Origin of the sequence: Viridibacillus arenosi (assembly GCF_001955655.1) — a bacterium.
GTDB lineage: Bacteria > Bacillota > Bacilli > Bacillales_A > Planococcaceae > Viridibacillus > Viridibacillus arenosi.
The window spans coordinates 410,559-426,475 of the sequence record NZ_MSPW01000004.1 but is presented as its reverse complement, the minus strand read 5'-3'; the positions used below and the strand labels follow the sequence as shown (position 1 = coordinate 426,475).

Sequence of the window (15,917 nt, the reverse complement as noted above, 5' to 3'; positions counted from 1 at the left end):
GGGTGGCGCTACTCGGGTGGGGTTTAGCGCTACTCGGGCGGGCTTTGGCGCTACTCACGGTCTTTGGCGCTGCTCGGGCGGGCTTTGGCGCTGCTCACTCGGGCTTTGGCGCTACTCACATGGGATTTAGCGCTGCTCGGGCGGGTTTTGGCGCTACTCGCGCAGGATTTAGCGCTACTCGGGCGGGCTTTGGCGCTGCTCACGGGCTTTGGCGCTACTCACGCAGAATTTAGCGCTACTCGCTCGGGCTTTGGCGCTGCTCGCGCAGGATTTAGCGCTACTCGCTCGGACTTTGGCGCTGCTCGCACAGAATTTAGCGCTACTCGCGGGCTTTGGCGCTACTCGCTCGGGTTTTGGCTCTACTCGCGCAGGATTTAGCGCTACTCGCGGGCTTTGGCGCTGCTCAGGTTCTTTTTTGCCAAATGAAAAAAGCGAGGAGAAAATATTGTATTTTCTCCTCGCTTTTTATTTGTTTGGTGTTATTTTTTGAATACTTCTTTGACTACGCGTTCTGAGGCTTTGCCGTCTTCCCATTCGCAGAAGCGTTCTGCGAAGCGGTCGAATTGTTCTTTTGAGTGGTGGCCTTCAGTTAGGGCACGACCGATTTCAGTAAATAGCTCGTCCTGTTCTTTGACGATTAGTCCTGGTGCATCTGCTTCGATGTCGATGTAGAAGCCACGTAAGCGGTCGCGATAATCTTCAAGATCGTACATGTAGAAGATAATTGGGCGATCTAGGATAGCATAGTCAAAGAATACAGATGAGTAGTCAGTGATTAAAAGGTCGCTCACTAAGTATAAATCTGCAATGTCATAGTAGTTGGAAACATCTTTGATGAAATCGCCGTACTGTGCGAAGTCAAAGCTTTCTGATACTAAGTAGTGCATGCGAGCAAGTAGGACGAAATCGTCTCCGTATTGCTCTTTTAGTTTTTGAATGTCGAATTGGAATTCAAATTTGTATTTCCCTTTTTTGAAGAATTGGTCATCACGCCATGTTGGTGCGTATAGGACGATTTTCTTACCTTCAGGGATGTTTAATGACTTACGGATTTTCTCAATCTTGTTTGGATCTGTGTTTTGTAATGCATCATTTCGTGGATATCCTGACTCAATTACTTTGCCTTTAAAGTGGAATGCACGTGCTAAAATTTCTCCTGAGTATGCATTTGGCGCTATTAAGTAGTTCCAATTTTTTGACTCAGCAATAATGTTTTTACGATATTTGTTTGTTTTTGTGCCCGGCATATATACTTCTTCAATGTCCGTACCTAGTTTTTTCAGCGGTGTACCATGCCAAGTTTGTAGATACGCCGTTTCTTTCGGTCTTGGCATCCACTTTGGTAAGCGAACGTTATTGACCCAGTATTCGGCGCGCGGGAAATTCAGTAACCATCTTAATGAAAAGCGTCTCATGTACGGAACGCCCATTTCTTCAAATAGAGGTATGCTTTCCTTAGCTACACTCCAGATCAGTGTGTATTCTGGATTATTTTCTTTCATGTATTCATAAATGGCACGCGGATTATCGCTATAACGTTTTCCGTGGAAACTTTCAAATACGACTAAATTTTTCTTTCTAGGTGTTCTAGATAATAACCTGAATGTTTTTGTAATGAGCTTTTTAGTGTATTTACTTTTCTTTATCTTCTTTAACAACTGAATCCACTCTTTCTATTCAAATTTATATTCGTGTTTTTTAAGTTCATTTGGCCCATTTTATATTTTAGCATTAAGCATTACAAGAAAAAAACATTAAAGTTTTTATTTTTTGCTATAAAAAAAAAAGCGTTCTTCCCGCACATTGTACATCGGTAGAAACGCTTTTCATCAATTTAATGGTTCTTGAATACTTTTTTTACGATTTTCTCTGTTGCTTTTCCGGATTCCCAGCTACAAATTTTATCATAGAAAACGTCGTATTTTTCTTTATATTCAATTGTTACTTTATCAATATTAAGTACGGCATCAATGATTTCATCAGTTGTTTTGACTAGTGGCCCTGGTACTTCGTTTTCGATATCGATATAGAAGCCTCTCAGTTGATCACGATACTTTTCGAGATCATAAGTGTAGAACAAAATCGGTCTTCGTAAGTTCGAGTAATCAAAGAATACAGATGAGTAATCTGTAATAAGAATGTCTGAGATCAGATATAGTTCCGCGATGTCGTCATATTTGGACATATTATAGACAAAACCTTCGTAACCATTAATATTGAGATCATCTGCTATGAAGTAGTGCATTCTTAGTAAGATGACATATTCTTCACCAAATTTTTCTTGCATTTTTTGCAAATCGAATTTTAGATTAAACTTGTATTTTCCAGGTTCATAAAATTCGTCATCACGCCATGTAGGAGCGTAAAGAATGACTTTTTTATCTAACGGGATGTTTAATTTAGTTTTCATCTTCGTAATGTAATCTGAATTGTTGTTAATGTACAACGTATCATTACGTGGGTAGCCATCTTCCAGCATGACTTTATCAAATTTAAATGCGCTTTTGAAAATATCCGATGAGTACGAATTTGCTGCAATTAAATAATCCCATAATCGTGATTGCTCATAAAATTGTTGTTTGTATTTAGGATTGGCTGAATAGACTTCATCCATATCGAATACTAGTTTTTTCAGCGGTGTACCATGCCAAGTTTGTAAAAATACATTCCCTTCACGTTTTTGAAGGTGAAGTGGTTGACGCATGTTACTTACCCAATACTTTGCCGTTGCCATGTGATAGTAATACGCAAGGCTTAGACGCTTCACTTGCTTCGCATTTCCTGGAATATCATGGTTTGTTTCATTAAACGACCAGACAAATTCGTACTCTGGGTAGTGTTTAACCATATATTCATAAATATACTTCGGACTATCCGCGTAGTTTTTTCCAAGGAAACTTTCGAAAACTATTTTTTTCTCATTAAGAGGTCGTTTTTGGAGTATATCTTTATAAATTTGTCGAGTCAGTTTTGTTTTGCTTGTAAAATTTTGTTTTGATTCTCTTCCAAAATGGTGAATGCTAACTGCTCTTTTGTAACTTTTCAATTTGTGATTACGTAGTGCTTTCAGTTCACCACGAACTAATAAGTTTTGATTTTTATATTGCGCTGGAGAAACTTTTTCCATTGCAGTTGCTAGTTGTTCAAAGTTTCGATCGATTTGAGTTGCATCTCTCATTATTAGGATAAATTTTGAGCGATAAAAATGAATAAGTAATTTATCTAGGAGTTTTTGTTCTTTGTTATTTCCCTTTAGCTCTGCTTTAAGCTGATTATAAACTGTTAAGAAATCCTTTAATATCTTCTCTCTATCTTGCTGCATTAGCGATGGGTTAGTAATCGGATCATTTCGAAGGCGACGGAAATATACGCTTTCTTTTACTTGATAAATTACTGAACGATTTTTATATAAAGGCAGTAAGAATGCTATTTCGGTGTAACAATCTGTTTCTTCTGAGAAACGAAGATTGTATTTACGAATGATTTCCATAGAAAACAAACTATTGAGCACACTTAAATTTTGTAGCACTTTAAATACCTTGTTACGTTTTCTTATTGTCACTTCATGTTCATCAATATCGATATTGCTATCTTCTTTATTCGTTAGTTTCTTAGTGCGGCCCATAATATAAGTTTTGTTACCAAGACCTTGTACTAATTTATCAAGCGCATGTTCATTGATAAAATCGTCACTATCTACAAAATATACAAAATCCCCAGAAGCTTGTTCGATTCCAAGATTTCTTGCAAAACCTACACCTTTATTTTCAGTTAAATTGATACTATGGCAACGAGAATCTGCAGTTGTATACTGCTCAATAATCTCTGATGAATTATCTGTCGAGCCGTCGTTTACTATAATTATTTCTATATTTTTGTATACTTGGTTCGTTATAGATGTTAAACATTCTTCTAAAAATTCAGCTGTATTATATACAGTTACGATAATTGTTACTAATTTATCCATTCTTACACCTCTTTATTAAGTTCATGCATTATCATAAAATCATTAATTGTTATGTATTCTATATTCCTCTTAATGATGATTTTTGTAAATATTCCATCTTATTTTATTATTTTTTTGATTTATATGCCTCATCGATAATACCACAAGACAATATTAATCAGTATAATTATTCTTAAAATTTTCTTTGTTATATAACTATTATTTCAGTTATACTAATAGCAGTTATTGTATGTAATTCCTAAATTACAATACCTCTCACAATGTGGTAATTAAACATAAAATTGAATTTTTTTCGAATATTTCGATTTTTTTAGCGATTATCCAACGAAATGTAGAAAAATAGGTGAATGAATGTTAAAGGAATTTATAATATATATTTATTTGTCGGTAAATAGGTTGGTATTTGGGCTTTTTAAGTTTTTGCCACAAAAGAATAAAATCGTTTTTTTATGTGACTTTGGGGATAATGCGAAGTTTGTTATACGAGAGTTGCAATCACGCGGGTTTGAAGAGATTTATGTTCTGAAGACTAGCAAATGCAAAGATGATTTTTCTGATTTAGGCTTAAATGCTAAACATATAGTGGATTTTCGCGCATCCAATATTGGTGGCTATTTGAAAGGTTTATATCATTTGGCAACGGGTAGTAAGGTATTGATCGACAATTATTTTGCCATTTTAAGTGCAACGTCGTTTCGCGAGGGTGTCGAGTGTATACAGTTATGGCATGCAGCTGGCGCGATTAAGAAGTTTGCATTGCAAGATCCAAGTATCATGTTCCGTTCTCCTTCTGCTGTTAAGCGATTTGAGAAGGTTTATGGACGGATGACGAAAGTAATCATTGGCTCTGATGAGATGGTACCGATTTTCATGTCAGCATTTGGCATGCGCAAAGATCAATTTTTGCGTTTTGGGATTCCACGTACTGACTTTTACTTTCGACAAAAAGAAGAAGTTAATGCTCGTAGTGAAATTCTCGAGTTGTATCCTCAATTAGCTGGGAAAAAGGTAATTTTATATGCACCAACTTTCCGCGATCAGCAACTGTTAGAACAGAAGATTCCTTTGAATTTTGTAGAAATCATGGATTCACTTGGAGAAGATTTTGCAATGGTGATCAAGTTACACCCTGCTGTGGCTCATAATGCTGAGTTGATTGCTCATCCTGCAATTGTTTCCGTTGCAAATGATGTACCTGTTTCCAAATTACTGTTTGTAACGGATTATTTAATCAGTGATTATTCTTCGATTCCATTTGAATTTGCACTACTTGGAAAACCGCAGATTTTTTATCCTTATGATTTAGAAGCATATGAGATGGAGCGAGGTTTTTGGAAGGGTTATGAACAGTTAGTTCCCGGTCCGGTTGTTTCAAATGATGAAGAACTAGTTTATGTTCTGTTGCATCATGAATTTAATCAGGAGCAAATGGAGACTTTTTCTAAAGATTGGAATACCTATTCTGATGGGCATGCTAGTGAAAGATTGGCAGCGTATTTGATGGATTAGATAAATGGTTCAGAGCTTGATCTTGGGAACCTTGCATGAGTTCTCGGCGTTCCTTATTCTATTAAGACCTTTTATAGAGATTATCTACAGAAATGAATTTGGCATTTCTAGTTAAATATAATATAATACCATTTAGTATTATGTATGGAGGCACACTATGAAAAAAGTAATTACGTATGGTACATTTGATTTACTTCATGTGGGACATGTTAATATTCTTCGACGTGCAAAAGCTTTAGGCGATTACCTTGTTGTTGCTATTTCCTCTGATGAATTTAATGCTTTAAAAGGGAAAAAAGCTTACTATAGTTTTGAAGACCGTAAGACAATTCTTGAAGCAATCAAGTATGTAGACGAAGTAATACCGGAAGATAATTGGGAACAAAAAGTTCTAGACGTGAAAGAACATAATATCGACACATTTGTTATGGGCCACGACTGGGAAGGTAAATTCGATTTCCTAAATGATCATTGCGAAGTAATTTACTTACCTCGTACTGAAGGTATTTCTACAACAAAGATTAAAAAAGATTTAAATACCCAAGTATCTAAATAAGCGTTTCGCTTTAACTAACCACCTGCTCCTATATTGGAGAGGTGGTTTTTTATTTTGTTTAGAAATGACAAACAAAAAAAAGGTCGCCTAAGCGACCTTTTAATCTTGTGATGTGACTTTATTCAAAAGACTGTTCCATAATTCGTATTGAAGTTCAGGAGAGTATTTCTTTTGTGCGGTACGGTATGCATTTTCTCCCATTCTTTTTGCCTCGTCTTCATTTTCTAGCATGTAGATGATCTTTTCTGCTAATTGCTCACGATCCTTATTTGGAACAGCATAACCATTCTGTCCTGCTGGTTCAAATTCGTCTATATAGTAGTTGTTGTCGTATAAAATGACCGGTGTTTTATTAGCAAATGATTCTAACGCTATTAAGCTAAAGCCTTCGTATTTTGATGTTAGGACTGTTACGGTAGCTTTTGCTAATACTTCGTCTACTTTGTTTGTGTAGCCTTTTAATTCGACATTTTTTCTCAATTTTAATTTCCGAATAAGCGATGTTAGCGCACGTTTTCTAGGCCCTGCACCGTAAATGTGAAGTTTAGCATCAGGAACGTCTTGAATAACTTTAGCAAATGCACGAACAGCTTCACCAATTGCTTTACCTTCATCTAATCTTGCTACAACTGTAACAAGAAGTGGATCTTTTTTAGTCATATCCACATTATTCACTTCGATTGTATTTGGAATGACATAAATGTTGTCGTGATCACCAAATTGCTTGATGATATCCTCTTTTTGCTTTTCTGTTAGGACAATAATAGGGTCGCCATTCTCTAAATTTTCTAGCATGCCTCTGTGATGTTCTTTGAGCTCACTACCGTAAGTGTAAGGTGCTTCAAAATGATTTGTATGAATAGTATAGATACGGTGTGCCAAGCCGGATTCCATACTCCGAACTTTACTTGCTGTACCTGCTCCGTCGCAGATGATAATTGGCTTTTCCGGCTCGTTTTTGCATAATTCGTTAAACCAATTGACATGAAATTCTTTGTTATTAGCAAAACTTAAGACTTTTTTTGACTCGGGATGAAATAGATAAATTTTCTGTTGCTTCCCCGTTTTATGGTTGTACCATTTCGAAAGATAACAAAAGCCGTCTGGTGTATAGTGTAGCTCTTGGTTTAGCTCATTGTTAGACAAATGATAATAAAGCGTACGATTAATATAACCATCGTTATGGAATTCTTCACGTTTAATGAGAATTTGTTCGGGTGTGTAATAGTCGATATATCTCAATTTTTGATGCTTGTCCCAAGCTTTGCATTTTACATATGTACCATTTTGGAAGTAGTGCGTTTGTTCTCCGCTTTCTTCTACTTGATATTCGGGTTCAAATTTTTCGCTGGCTAATCGGTAGCTTTCAATACTTTCAGCTGTTGGTTCACTTTTTGTGTAGCTTTTTTTATAGTAGTCATAAATGTTCGTGATTTTGACGTTTTCGGAAAGTCTACCTTCTTTTTTTAACTTTAATTCTATTTCAGAATAATTATCTTTATAGTCTAGTGTGATTAGTTCAGTGCAATAATTAGCGTTATTTAATAAGCCTGCCCTCTTATACATGACACTATTAACGCCATATTTATCTACGTCAATGTCCCAAACGACCATGAATATTTTTTTCATTATTTCACTACTTTCTTTTTGGGTGTGTTTGTTAAGGTCTACTATACTCTGTTTTCAACTCTGAATTCAATTATTTTCAAGTTAGCCGTATATTTTGCATGACTCATGATAAATGCCAAGTGAGATAGTTTCACTTGGCATTTTGGGTATATTTTTTAATTTATAGTGTTTGAATAAAGGCTTCAAGACGATCAAGGCCTTCTTTTAATGTTGCTGGTGCATACGCGTAAGTAATGCGAATATAGCCTTCACCATATGGAGTGAAAACAGATCCTGGGATAGCACCAACGCCTCCCTCTTTCATAAGACGGATTGCAAATTCTTGAGATGATAATCCAAACTTTTTGATAGATGGGAAAATGTAAAATGCACCATTTGGTCTTTGAACTTCAATACCCATTGCAACAAGGCGATCGAAAACATAATCACGACGGACAATATATTGTTTGTTCATCTCAGATGGAATGTCTTTACAGTTTGTAAGTGCTTCGATAGCAGCATATTGGCTAGGAAGTGCAGCACATATTGCATTGTACGCGTGAATTTTCACGACTTCTGCCAAAAGCTTAGCAGATGACATAAGAAACCCTATACGCCAGCCTGTCATTGAGTGTGATTTTGATAAACCGTGAATTAAGAACAATTTATCTTTTAGCTCAGGATACGCACCGAATGAGCGATGTTCACCTTCGAATGTGTTTTCACTATAGATTTCGTCTGAAATGATATAGACATCTTGTTTTGTTAGTACTTTTGCTAACGCGTCCATTTGTTCATGGGAGATTGTAGCTCCTGTTGGATTAGATGGGAAGTTAAATAGTACGGCTTTCGTTTTAGGTGTGATTAGTTGTTCTAGACGTTCCGCTGAAGGTTGGAAGTTTGTATCTGTCGTATCTAAGTAAACTACTTTTGCACCGCAAAATTGGATAATTGGTTCGTATCCTGAGTAAATTGGTGCTGGGAGGATGATTTCATCCCCTTCTTCGAAGATTGTACGGAATACAGAATCAATAGCCTGACTTGCTCCGTTTGTGACGATAATTTCGTCTACAGCATTATAATGGCAATCATATTTTTCTTTAAAGAACGCTACAGCCGCTTCTCGAAGTTCGATGAGACCAGCGTTATGAGAGTATGTTGTAAGGTTTTGTTCGATTGAACGGATACCTGCTTGTTTGATTGGTTCAGGAGTTGGGAAGTCTGGTTGGCCAATCGTTAAGTTGATGGCATCAGGGTAGTTGATCAGTTGATTTGCGAATTGGCGTATACCAGGTAAACCACCCTTTAGAGCTTTCGGGTTAAGGGATAAAGACATTTGGTGTTCCTTCTTTCATTTGATTAGCATTTTTGTTTCTTGCTATTTATTATACCCTCATATTCTGAAAACTTAAATATTTTATTTCATATTTTGGAGATTTTTTGATTTTATGGTGAGGTTGCTCGGGTGGGGCTTGGCGATGCTCCCTTCGGCTTTAGCTCTTTTTTCTGGATTTAGCGTTGCTCGCTCTGGCTTTGGCTCTACTCGCTCAGGGTTTAGCGCTTCTCACTCTGGCTTTGGCTCTACTCGCTGGCTTTAGCGCTACTCACTTCAGCTTTGGCTCTACTCGGCCAGGCTTTGGCGCTGCTCGCTCCGGCTTTGGCTCTACTCGCTGGCTTTAGCGCTTCTCACTTCGGCTTTGGCTCTACTCGCTCAGCATTTGGCGCTTCTCATTCTGGCTTTGGCTCTACTCACTTCAGCTTTGGCTCTACTCGCTCAGCATTTAGCGCTTCTCACTCCGGCTTTGGCTCTACTCACTGGCTTTAGCGCTTCTCACTTCAGCTTTGGCTCTACTCGCTCAGCATTTAGCGCTTCTCACTCTGGCTTTAGCGCTTCTCGCTTCAGCTTTGGCGCTACTCACTTCGGCTTTGGCTCTACTCGCTCAGCATTTAGCGCTTCTCACTCTGGCTTTGGCTCTACTCGCTGGCTTTAGCGCTTCTCACTTCGGCTTTGGCTCTACTCGCTCAGCGTTTAGCGCTTCTCATTCTGACTTTGGCTCTACTCGCTGGCTTTGGCGATGCTCGCTTGGGCTTCGGCTCTTCTCGCTCAGGGTTTAGCGCTTCTCATTCCGGCTTTGGCTCTACTCAAAATCTATCTTTATTTAAAAACTATTCTTGATTGTTACTTAGACAGATTCTCTTTAAACAATGGCTTTCTATAATCATAGTGGTATGTTCGTGATCTAGTATGGCCGGTGGGGGTTAGGGTCATTTGTTTTAGTAGTTTTGTTATTCGGTTTTTGTTGTTAATTTGTAGGTATTGACTACATTCTTTATGGGTTATGGTTGATTTGAAGAGCCAGAACCAGTCTAGCATTGCTAGTTTGATTGCGTTGTCGATATTTTTCCCACAGGTTTGGCATGTCCATGTACGTTGGGAGTAACGTCTGCCTTGTCCCCCACAGCAACAGATGATGCCAGTTTTAAGTTGTTCTAAAGGAATACTGTGTTTTTTTGTTAATGGAAAGACGTTGTATGGTATGTTGCTATTTTTTATTTTATTAATAATATGTTGAAATTGATTTGTTGTGATAATGGCTGGGTATTTATTTAATTCTTGTAGATATAGTGGTACTTCTTTTGATCCTAGTAATTTAATTTGTGTTGGTGGGATCTCGATGTGTGTGCGTTTGTTTGGCAATACGATTGCTTTGAAAATTGGTAATTGCATGCCGACTTCGTGTTGCAACCAGTATTCTAAACTGTCGACTGTTCGTAAAATTTGTTGTTGAGGACATACGTATGTTGTGTTGGTGCCATCAATTGATTGGATTAGTTGGTAGGGGTTTTCTAAGAATTTTAATGTTCCTCTTAGATGTTTTACTTCAAGAATGCAAATATAGCTTGGTGTGATTATTAATGAATCGATTTGAATGAGTCTGTTTGGGGATGCTTGAATTTCAACATTTGGGAGAGTTTGAAATGGGAGAGTAAAATGCGTTTCTTGAATTAATTGATCGACTCTACATTCTCCATTGTATCCTGCTTGAATGTTGATCAATTCTTTTTGCAATTCAATGTTTTTTGAGAATGTTGGGGAGAGCCTCATTAGTAGTCTTGGATATGCTGACAATATTATTGGTTTTGGTCTTGGTTCGAAAATTATTATTACTCCTTTCCATCATAATTTTACATACTATTATATCTTTTTTTGTAATTTATTACAATTATATAATGAGCACAAAAAAGCCAGCTGCTTATGCGGCTGGCTCTTTTTTAGTGATTTAAGACAACAGATAGGAAGTCTTGTGCACGTTTTGAGTCTGGATTTGTGAAGAATTTTTCTGGTGGTGCGACTTCGACGATTTTACCATCGGCCATGAAGACAATTTGGTCGCAGATTTCTTTAGCGAAGCCCATTTCATGGGTAACGACTACCATTGTCATGCCGTCGTTCGCAAGCTTACGGATGGCGTCGAGTACTTCTTTAACCATTTCTGGGTCTAGGGCTGATGTTGGTTCGTCAAAAAGCATGACTTGAGGATCCATTGCAAGCGCGCGTGCGATCGCTACACGTTGTTGTTGACCACCCGATAGGCGCCCTGGATATGCATCGAATTTGTCACCTAAACCTAGAGATGTCAGTAGTTCTTTGCCTCGTTTTTCTGCCTCAGCTTTCGATAGACCTTTTACTTTAATTGGGGCGATTGTGACATTTTCAAGTGCTGATAAGAACGGATATAGGTTAAAGCTTTGGAATACGAAGCCGATGTTCGTGCGAGCTTTGTTAATATCCGTTTTTTTGTCATGAATAGAAATACCGTCCACGACTATTTCACCCTTGTCGATTTCTTCTAGTGCATTTATGGTACGGATTAGAGTTGATTTACCTGCTCCACTCGGTCCGATTAGTGCGACAACATTTGATTTTGGTACTTCTAGGTCTATGTCAGTTAATACATGATGATTACCGAAACTTTTATTAACATTTTTGATAGAAATCATAATTCGCATTCCCCTTCTTATTGTTCATTTTTCAGCATACGTTTTTCGATTTGACGAATGATTAAAGATAAGCTGAATGTCATGATGAAATAAACGAGCGCAACGAATGTCCAAATTTCTATATAACGGAATGATGTTGCTGCTAAATTTTTTGCTTTTAACGTTAAATCTACACCTGCGATAACCGAAATTAACGATGAATCTTTGATAAGAATGATAAATTGTGATGCCATTGGCGGTAAGATTCTTCTGAATGCTTGAGGTAATATGATGTAGCGCATTGCTTGGAAATTTGACATACCTGCTGAACGCGCTGCTTCCATTTGACCTTTAGGAACAGCTTGGATACCAGAGCGAACAATTTCTGCAAGGAATGCCCCTGAGAATGTTGCTAGACCAACGATTGAACCCCAATAAGATCCTAATGAGAAAAATTGACCTAATCCGAAGTAAATCCACATTAACAATACTAGTAATGGTACGCCACGCATGATTTCTACGTAAGCACTTGATATAAATCGAATAATAGGGTTACCTGAAATACGCCCGATTCCGAAAATGACTCCTAATGGAATACTTAATAATAGTGAGATCGCTGAAATTTCTAATGTTAGTAAGGCGCCTTGGATAAAGACGTCCATATTATTTGGAATGACGCTCCAGTCTAGTTGAATGTCCATGTAAATGTCCTCCTCGATCATTTCTGTGATCGGTTTTTATTCGATGAAAGACTACAACGACGTCAGCAAACATAGTGGAGTAGTCCTCCCTTTATGTTTAGCTACGCCGTTTGTAATGTTTCAAAGTACAGCTTGTTCTATTATTCTTTAACTGTTTTTAACCAATCGCTATTTTCGAACCATTTTGCACGTGATTGTAATTCAGCCGGGCTATCGATATATGAGTGTAAAAATGAGTTTAACCATTGTACTGATTCGAAATCATTCTTCTGTACTGCAAGACCTAAGTTATCTGCAGAGATGACACCTTCAAGTTTCTTCACTTTTCCTACATGTTGTAGGTTGTAAACTTGGATAGCTGGTTCGTCATAGATTACTGCATCAACTTGTCCAGATTGTAGTGCTAATGCTGCTGCTGGGAAGTCTTCATAATCTTTAATTTCTGCATTTTTGAACATGTCTTTTGAAATTAATGAACCTGTTGTTGCAATTTGAGCTGCAATTTTAGTGCCTTTTTTATCTAGGTCTTCATATGATTTTATAGTGTTGTTTTTTGATTGAAGCATGATACCTTGTCCTGTTTTGTAGTAAGGATTTGCAAAACTGACTGCTAATGCACGTTCACCTGTGATAGACATACCTGCGAAGATCATGTCGATTTCACCCGTTTGTAGAGCCGGAACCAGTCCGTCAAATCCGTATTGTTTTACTTCTAATTTAACACCTAAGTTATCTGCAATTGCTTGTGCAACATCGATATCATAACCGATGAATTTTCCTTTTGAATCTACCATTTCAAACGGGAAGTAACCAGGGTTTGTACCAATTACTAGTTTTTTTGCTTTGATTACTTTTTGGATAGTTGAGTTACTATTGCTCTTTCCTGCAGATGAATTTGAATCTCCACCATTGCCGCATCCAGCAACTACTAGCATGGTAATCATTAATAATGCCGCTAACCATTTCTTCATAATATATACCTCACTTCATTTAATTTTTAGAATAAGTTGATAAATTGAAGTATAGTTTATTTTTATTCATATGTCTACATAAAAATTAATATATTATAAGTTTTTCAGAGATTTTATACATATATTAATAGGTTTTTCGTGTTTTTATTCATTTTTATGCAAAGTGTATGTATATTAATTTATACAATAATTACTGGGGATTGTGATAACTTTGACGCTGCTGGAGGTGTTTTAGCGCTACTCGGGCTTCCTTTAGCGTTACTCGACTCCCTTTGGCTCTACTCACGCTTCATTTATCACTACTCGAGCTCTCTTTAGCGCTACTCGAGCCACTTTTGGCCCTACTCAGGCTTTCTTTGGCGCTACTCGACTCCCTTTGGCTCTACTCACGACTCCTTTTGCGCTACTCAAGACTCCTCTATCACTACTCACCGCCATTCTCCCTAAAATAAAAAAGCCCGCTGTTTTGGCGGGCTTTAGCGTTTTGGATTTGGTGGGCGTAGAAGCTCTAAGATGGATTGGGCTCGTTGGTTGTGTAGGCTTAAGGCATATTGGGCTGCTTGTTGAAGTATGTTAGCTTTGACAAAGTTCATCATTTCTTTGGCCATGTCTGTATCACGGATGCGGGATTCGGCAGCGGTTAAGTTCTCTGCCATGTTGACTGAGTTGTTGTAGGCATGTTCGAGACGATTTTGGTAAGCTCCTAGGCGCGAGCGTTCGCTGGAGACTTTATTGATAGCTGCGTCAAGTTTTGAGAGGGCTGATTCGGCATTCTCTCTGGTATCAATAGATAGTCCGTCGATGTCGAGGCTTGCGCCGCTCATATCATTAATGGATACGTCGATCGTCTGACCTGCGTTTGCACCTGCTTGAATTTTCAAAGGATCTTTTGATGCACTGCCGTTGAGAAGTTTTTTTGTATTGAATTCGGTGTCTGTTGATGTTCTTGTAATTTCTTTTTTTAGTTCTTGGAATTCTAGGTTTAGTTGACGACGATCTTCGTCAGTTAATGTATCATTTGATGCTTGAGTCGAGAGTTCTCGCATACGCTGAAGCATGGCATGTGTTTCATTGAGTGCCCCTTCAGCTGTTTGGATCATTCCGATACCGTCTTGAATATTCTTGCTGGCCATATTGAGTCCCCGAATTTGTGCACGCATTTTCTCTGAAATGGCTAGCCCTGCAGGATCGTCACCAGCTCGGTTAATACGATAGCCCGTTGAGAGGCGTTCTAGTGCTTTACTCGCCATATTCCAGTTGTTATTCATACTTTTTAATATAGAGAGTCCTTGTGAATACCAATCTCCTATCCTCATACCCTCAGTCCTTTTGTGTTTTTCATTTATATCGGCCTTTACATTAATTCCTTTATTAGGAAAATCATATTCTAGTTCATGTGTTTAAAGTTTAAGTGATTTGTCAAAGCTTTATATAAATATTCTCGGTATTCATCGAAAGGGGCTATATTGAAATGGAATCAAAAAAAAATGTAAAATTGGATTTCTATGATTTTGTAATTAATGCATTTGGAGTTTTTATAGCACTTTTAATTATTTTTGTATATGTGTTAACACATTGAGGGCATGTTAAAAGCACCTATCGTTTTATAAATGATAGGTGCTTTCTATGTGGTTTGGTTATTCAATTGAAAATCCTCCGTTAGTACGATGCTATAGTTTGTTTGTTAGTGTGAAAAATAGATGCTCATCTCGAACCGCGAGTGCTTGATCGATAAGGCGAAGTTTGTTGTTCTTTTCAAGTTGAGTGATTAGGTCTACTACTTCCTTGTTTGTACTAATGAATTGCACTGTTTTGCCTTTTTCCTTCCCAAGCTCTAAGGAGTCATAAATTAGTTGCAGATGATCATGGATGTTAGATATAGTTAGCAATTGATACAACGGTAAGCGTATGAAACGACTACCTTTTTGGAAAACAAATACTTCAGATAAGTTTTCAATTTGTAGATTATTGAGATTGATAATGATTTCCTTGCCCTCTACTGGGACAAAATGATATAGCTCATCTTCTTTTGTAATGGAAAAATATTGATAAGCAAATACTAGCTTTAGTCGATTACCCTCTTTCTTAGTATAAAAAGGTTCCATTCTTCGTACATGTAACATGCAAGTCACTCCTTTTTATAGAATTTTCAGATTATTTATATGGTACCATTATATGCTCATTTAGTGCAGATAAAAAGCAAAAGAACAAATTTCTTTTGCTTTCTAGAATTTATCTCTTTTTCTTCCTTCCATATGTAAAAAAATAAAAAGTATTCGGCTCAGCGATTACATAAATAGTGGTTAATAAAGCTTTTAAATTTTCCTCGCTTTGCTCGTATGGCATTCTTCGTTGATGTAAAAAAATATGATTCCGGGTTAAGTCTACACTGACTGTATCGAAAAAGTGATTATCAATATAAACGTCGTGGCGTTCTTCATAACTTCCCTCAGAAGAAATGATGACCTTTTTGGAACGGTTTTTAGGCGCATAAACTAAATACCATTTAAAGGATTTAACTGAATGTATGGATGATCTAAAATCAGGAATTCGAATCATATAGCGTGCCAATCAATCACCACCCTAATATTATTATTTATTCCAATATTTAGTTATATACATTC

General features: G+C 37.4%; 15 protein-coding genes. 4 read left to right on the top strand and 11 right to left on the bottom strand.

The genetic code is table 11. The annotated features are described in order from the left end of the window. Window positions 1-479: 479 nt before the first annotated feature. Both BK137_RS10825 and BK137_RS10820 read right to left on the bottom strand, forming a co-directional pair. A complete protein-coding gene (locus BK137_RS10825; RefSeq protein ID WP_038179947.1) occupies window positions 480-1,658 on the bottom strand; it encodes a CDP-glycerol glycerophosphotransferase family protein in 1,179 nt (392 codons plus the stop codon). Between the two features lie 176 nt (window positions 1,659-1,834). Further along, complete coding sequence (locus tag BK137_RS10820; protein WP_038179950.1) at window positions 1,835-3,967, bottom strand: bifunctional glycosyltransferase/CDP-glycerol:glycerophosphate glycerophosphotransferase; 2,133 nt, start codon at window positions 3,965-3,967, stop codon at window positions 1,835-1,837. A 420-nt stretch (window positions 3,968-4,387) separates the two neighbouring features. On the opposite strand from BK137_RS10820, the gene BK137_RS10815 reads away from it, so the two are divergent. Further along, window positions 4,388-5,476 carry a CDP-glycerol glycerophosphotransferase family protein gene (locus BK137_RS10815; protein WP_235175679.1) on the top strand — a complete coding sequence of 363 codons (1,089 nt, stop codon included), beginning with the start codon at window positions 4,388-4,390 and terminating at the stop codon, window positions 5,474-5,476. Between the two features lie 157 nt (window positions 5,477-5,633). Next, window positions 5,634-6,032: a glycerol-3-phosphate cytidylyltransferase gene (gene tagD / locus BK137_RS10810; protein WP_038179955.1), complete on the top strand. Its 399-nt coding sequence runs from the start codon at window positions 5,634-5,636 to the stop codon at window positions 6,030-6,032. A 99-nt stretch (window positions 6,033-6,131) separates the two neighbouring features. Here the strand turns inward: tagD and BK137_RS10805 are convergent, their stop codons facing one another. Together BK137_RS10805 and BK137_RS10800 are read right to left on the bottom strand one after the other, a co-directional pair. Continuing rightward, window positions 6,132-7,661 (bottom strand): glycosyltransferase, encoded by a 1,530-nt coding sequence (locus BK137_RS10805; RefSeq protein ID WP_038179958.1) that lies wholly within the window; start codon window positions 7,659-7,661, stop codon window positions 6,132-6,134. A 160-nt stretch (window positions 7,662-7,821) separates the two neighbouring features. Beyond that, a complete protein-coding gene (locus BK137_RS10800) occupies window positions 7,822-8,976 on the bottom strand; it encodes an aminotransferase class I/II-fold pyridoxal phosphate-dependent enzyme (RefSeq protein WP_038179961.1) in 1,155 nt (384 codons plus the stop codon). Window positions 8,977-9,088: 112 nt separating this feature from the next. Here BK137_RS10800 and BK137_RS22280 point away from each other — a divergent pair, with 112 nt between their 5' ends. Continuing rightward, complete coding sequence (locus tag BK137_RS22280) at window positions 9,089-9,238, top strand: hypothetical protein (RefSeq protein WP_155981157.1); 150 nt, start codon at window positions 9,089-9,091, stop codon at window positions 9,236-9,238. 141 nt (window positions 9,239-9,379) lie between these two features. Next, window positions 9,380-9,631 carry a hypothetical protein gene (locus BK137_RS21900; protein ID WP_155981158.1) on the top strand — a complete coding sequence of 84 codons (252 nt, stop codon included), beginning with the start codon at window positions 9,380-9,382 and terminating at the stop codon, window positions 9,629-9,631. Window positions 9,632-9,819: 188 nt separating this feature from the next. Here BK137_RS21900 and BK137_RS10795 read toward each other — a convergent pair whose 3' ends face one another. The 7 genes from BK137_RS10795 to BK137_RS10765 form a co-directional block, all read right to left on the bottom strand. Beyond that, window positions 9,820-10,746: a nuclease-related domain-containing protein gene (locus BK137_RS10795; protein ID WP_081730017.1), complete on the bottom strand. Its 927-nt coding sequence runs from the start codon at window positions 10,744-10,746 to the stop codon at window positions 9,820-9,822. Between the two features lie 167 nt (window positions 10,747-10,913). After that, the gene (locus tag BK137_RS10790; RefSeq protein WP_038179967.1) at window positions 10,914-11,642 is read right to left on the bottom strand and encodes an amino acid ABC transporter ATP-binding protein; all 729 of its coding nucleotides are present in this window, start codon (window positions 11,640-11,642) and stop codon (window positions 10,914-10,916) included. Between the two features lie 17 nt (window positions 11,643-11,659). Beyond that, window positions 11,660-12,322 (bottom strand): amino acid ABC transporter permease, encoded by a 663-nt coding sequence (locus BK137_RS10785; protein WP_038179971.1) that lies wholly within the window; start codon window positions 12,320-12,322, stop codon window positions 11,660-11,662. Window positions 12,323-12,462: 140 nt separating this feature from the next. Beyond that, entirely contained in the window at window positions 12,463-13,293 is an 831-nt protein-coding gene (locus BK137_RS10780) for a transporter substrate-binding domain-containing protein (RefSeq protein WP_038179975.1), read from the bottom strand. Window positions 13,294-13,769: 476 nt separating this feature from the next. After that, window positions 13,770-14,609 (bottom strand): flagellin N-terminal helical domain-containing protein, encoded by an 840-nt coding sequence (locus tag BK137_RS10775; protein ID WP_038179977.1) that lies wholly within the window; start codon window positions 14,607-14,609, stop codon window positions 13,770-13,772. Between the two features lie 354 nt (window positions 14,610-14,963). After that, complete coding sequence (locus tag BK137_RS10770) at window positions 14,964-15,416, bottom strand: IDEAL domain-containing protein (RefSeq protein ID WP_038179980.1); 453 nt, start codon at window positions 15,414-15,416, stop codon at window positions 14,964-14,966. 109 nt (window positions 15,417-15,525) lie between these two features. Next, window positions 15,526-15,864 (bottom strand): hypothetical protein, encoded by a 339-nt coding sequence (locus BK137_RS10765; RefSeq protein ID WP_038179982.1) that lies wholly within the window; start codon window positions 15,862-15,864, stop codon window positions 15,526-15,528. Window positions 15,865-15,917: the final 53 nt, after the last annotated feature.

What these genes read in the sequence shown, in the direction of transcription:
- BK137_RS10790 (WP_038179967.1), bottom strand. Translation starts at nt 11,642, where the DNA reads ATGATTTCTATCAAAAATGTTAATAAAAGTTTCGGTAATCATCATGTA.
- BK137_RS10785 (WP_038179971.1), bottom strand. Translation starts at nt 12,322, where the DNA reads ATGGACATTCAACTAGACTGGAGCGTCATTCCAAATAATATGGACGTC.
- BK137_RS10780 (WP_038179975.1), bottom strand. Translation starts at nt 13,293, where the DNA reads ATGAAGAAATGGTTAGCGGCATTATTAATGATTACCATGCTAGTAGTT.
- tagD (WP_038179955.1), top strand. Translation starts at nt 5,634, where the DNA reads ATGAAAAAAGTAATTACGTATGGTACATTTGATTTACTTCATGTGGGA.
- BK137_RS10795 (WP_081730017.1), bottom strand. Translation starts at nt 10,746, where the DNA reads ATGAGGCTCTCCCCAACATTCTCAAAAAACATTGAATTGCAAAAAGAA.
- BK137_RS22280 (WP_155981157.1), top strand. Translation starts at nt 9,089, where the DNA reads ATGGTGAGGTTGCTCGGGTGGGGCTTGGCGATGCTCCCTTCGGCTTTA.
- BK137_RS10775 (WP_038179977.1), bottom strand. Translation starts at nt 14,609, where the DNA reads ATGAGGATAGGAGATTGGTATTCACAAGGACTCTCTATATTAAAAAGT.
- BK137_RS10800 (WP_038179961.1), bottom strand. Translation starts at nt 8,976, where the DNA reads ATGTCTTTATCCCTTAACCCGAAAGCTCTAAAGGGTGGTTTACCTGGT.
- BK137_RS10820 (WP_038179950.1), bottom strand. Translation starts at nt 3,967, where the DNA reads ATGGATAAATTAGTAACAATTATCGTAACTGTATATAATACAGCTGAA.
- BK137_RS10805 (WP_038179958.1), bottom strand. Translation starts at nt 7,661, where the DNA reads ATGAAAAAAATATTCATGGTCGTTTGGGACATTGACGTAGATAAATAT.
- BK137_RS10770 (WP_038179980.1), bottom strand. Translation starts at nt 15,416, where the DNA reads ATGTTACATGTACGAAGAATGGAACCTTTTTATACTAAGAAAGAGGGT.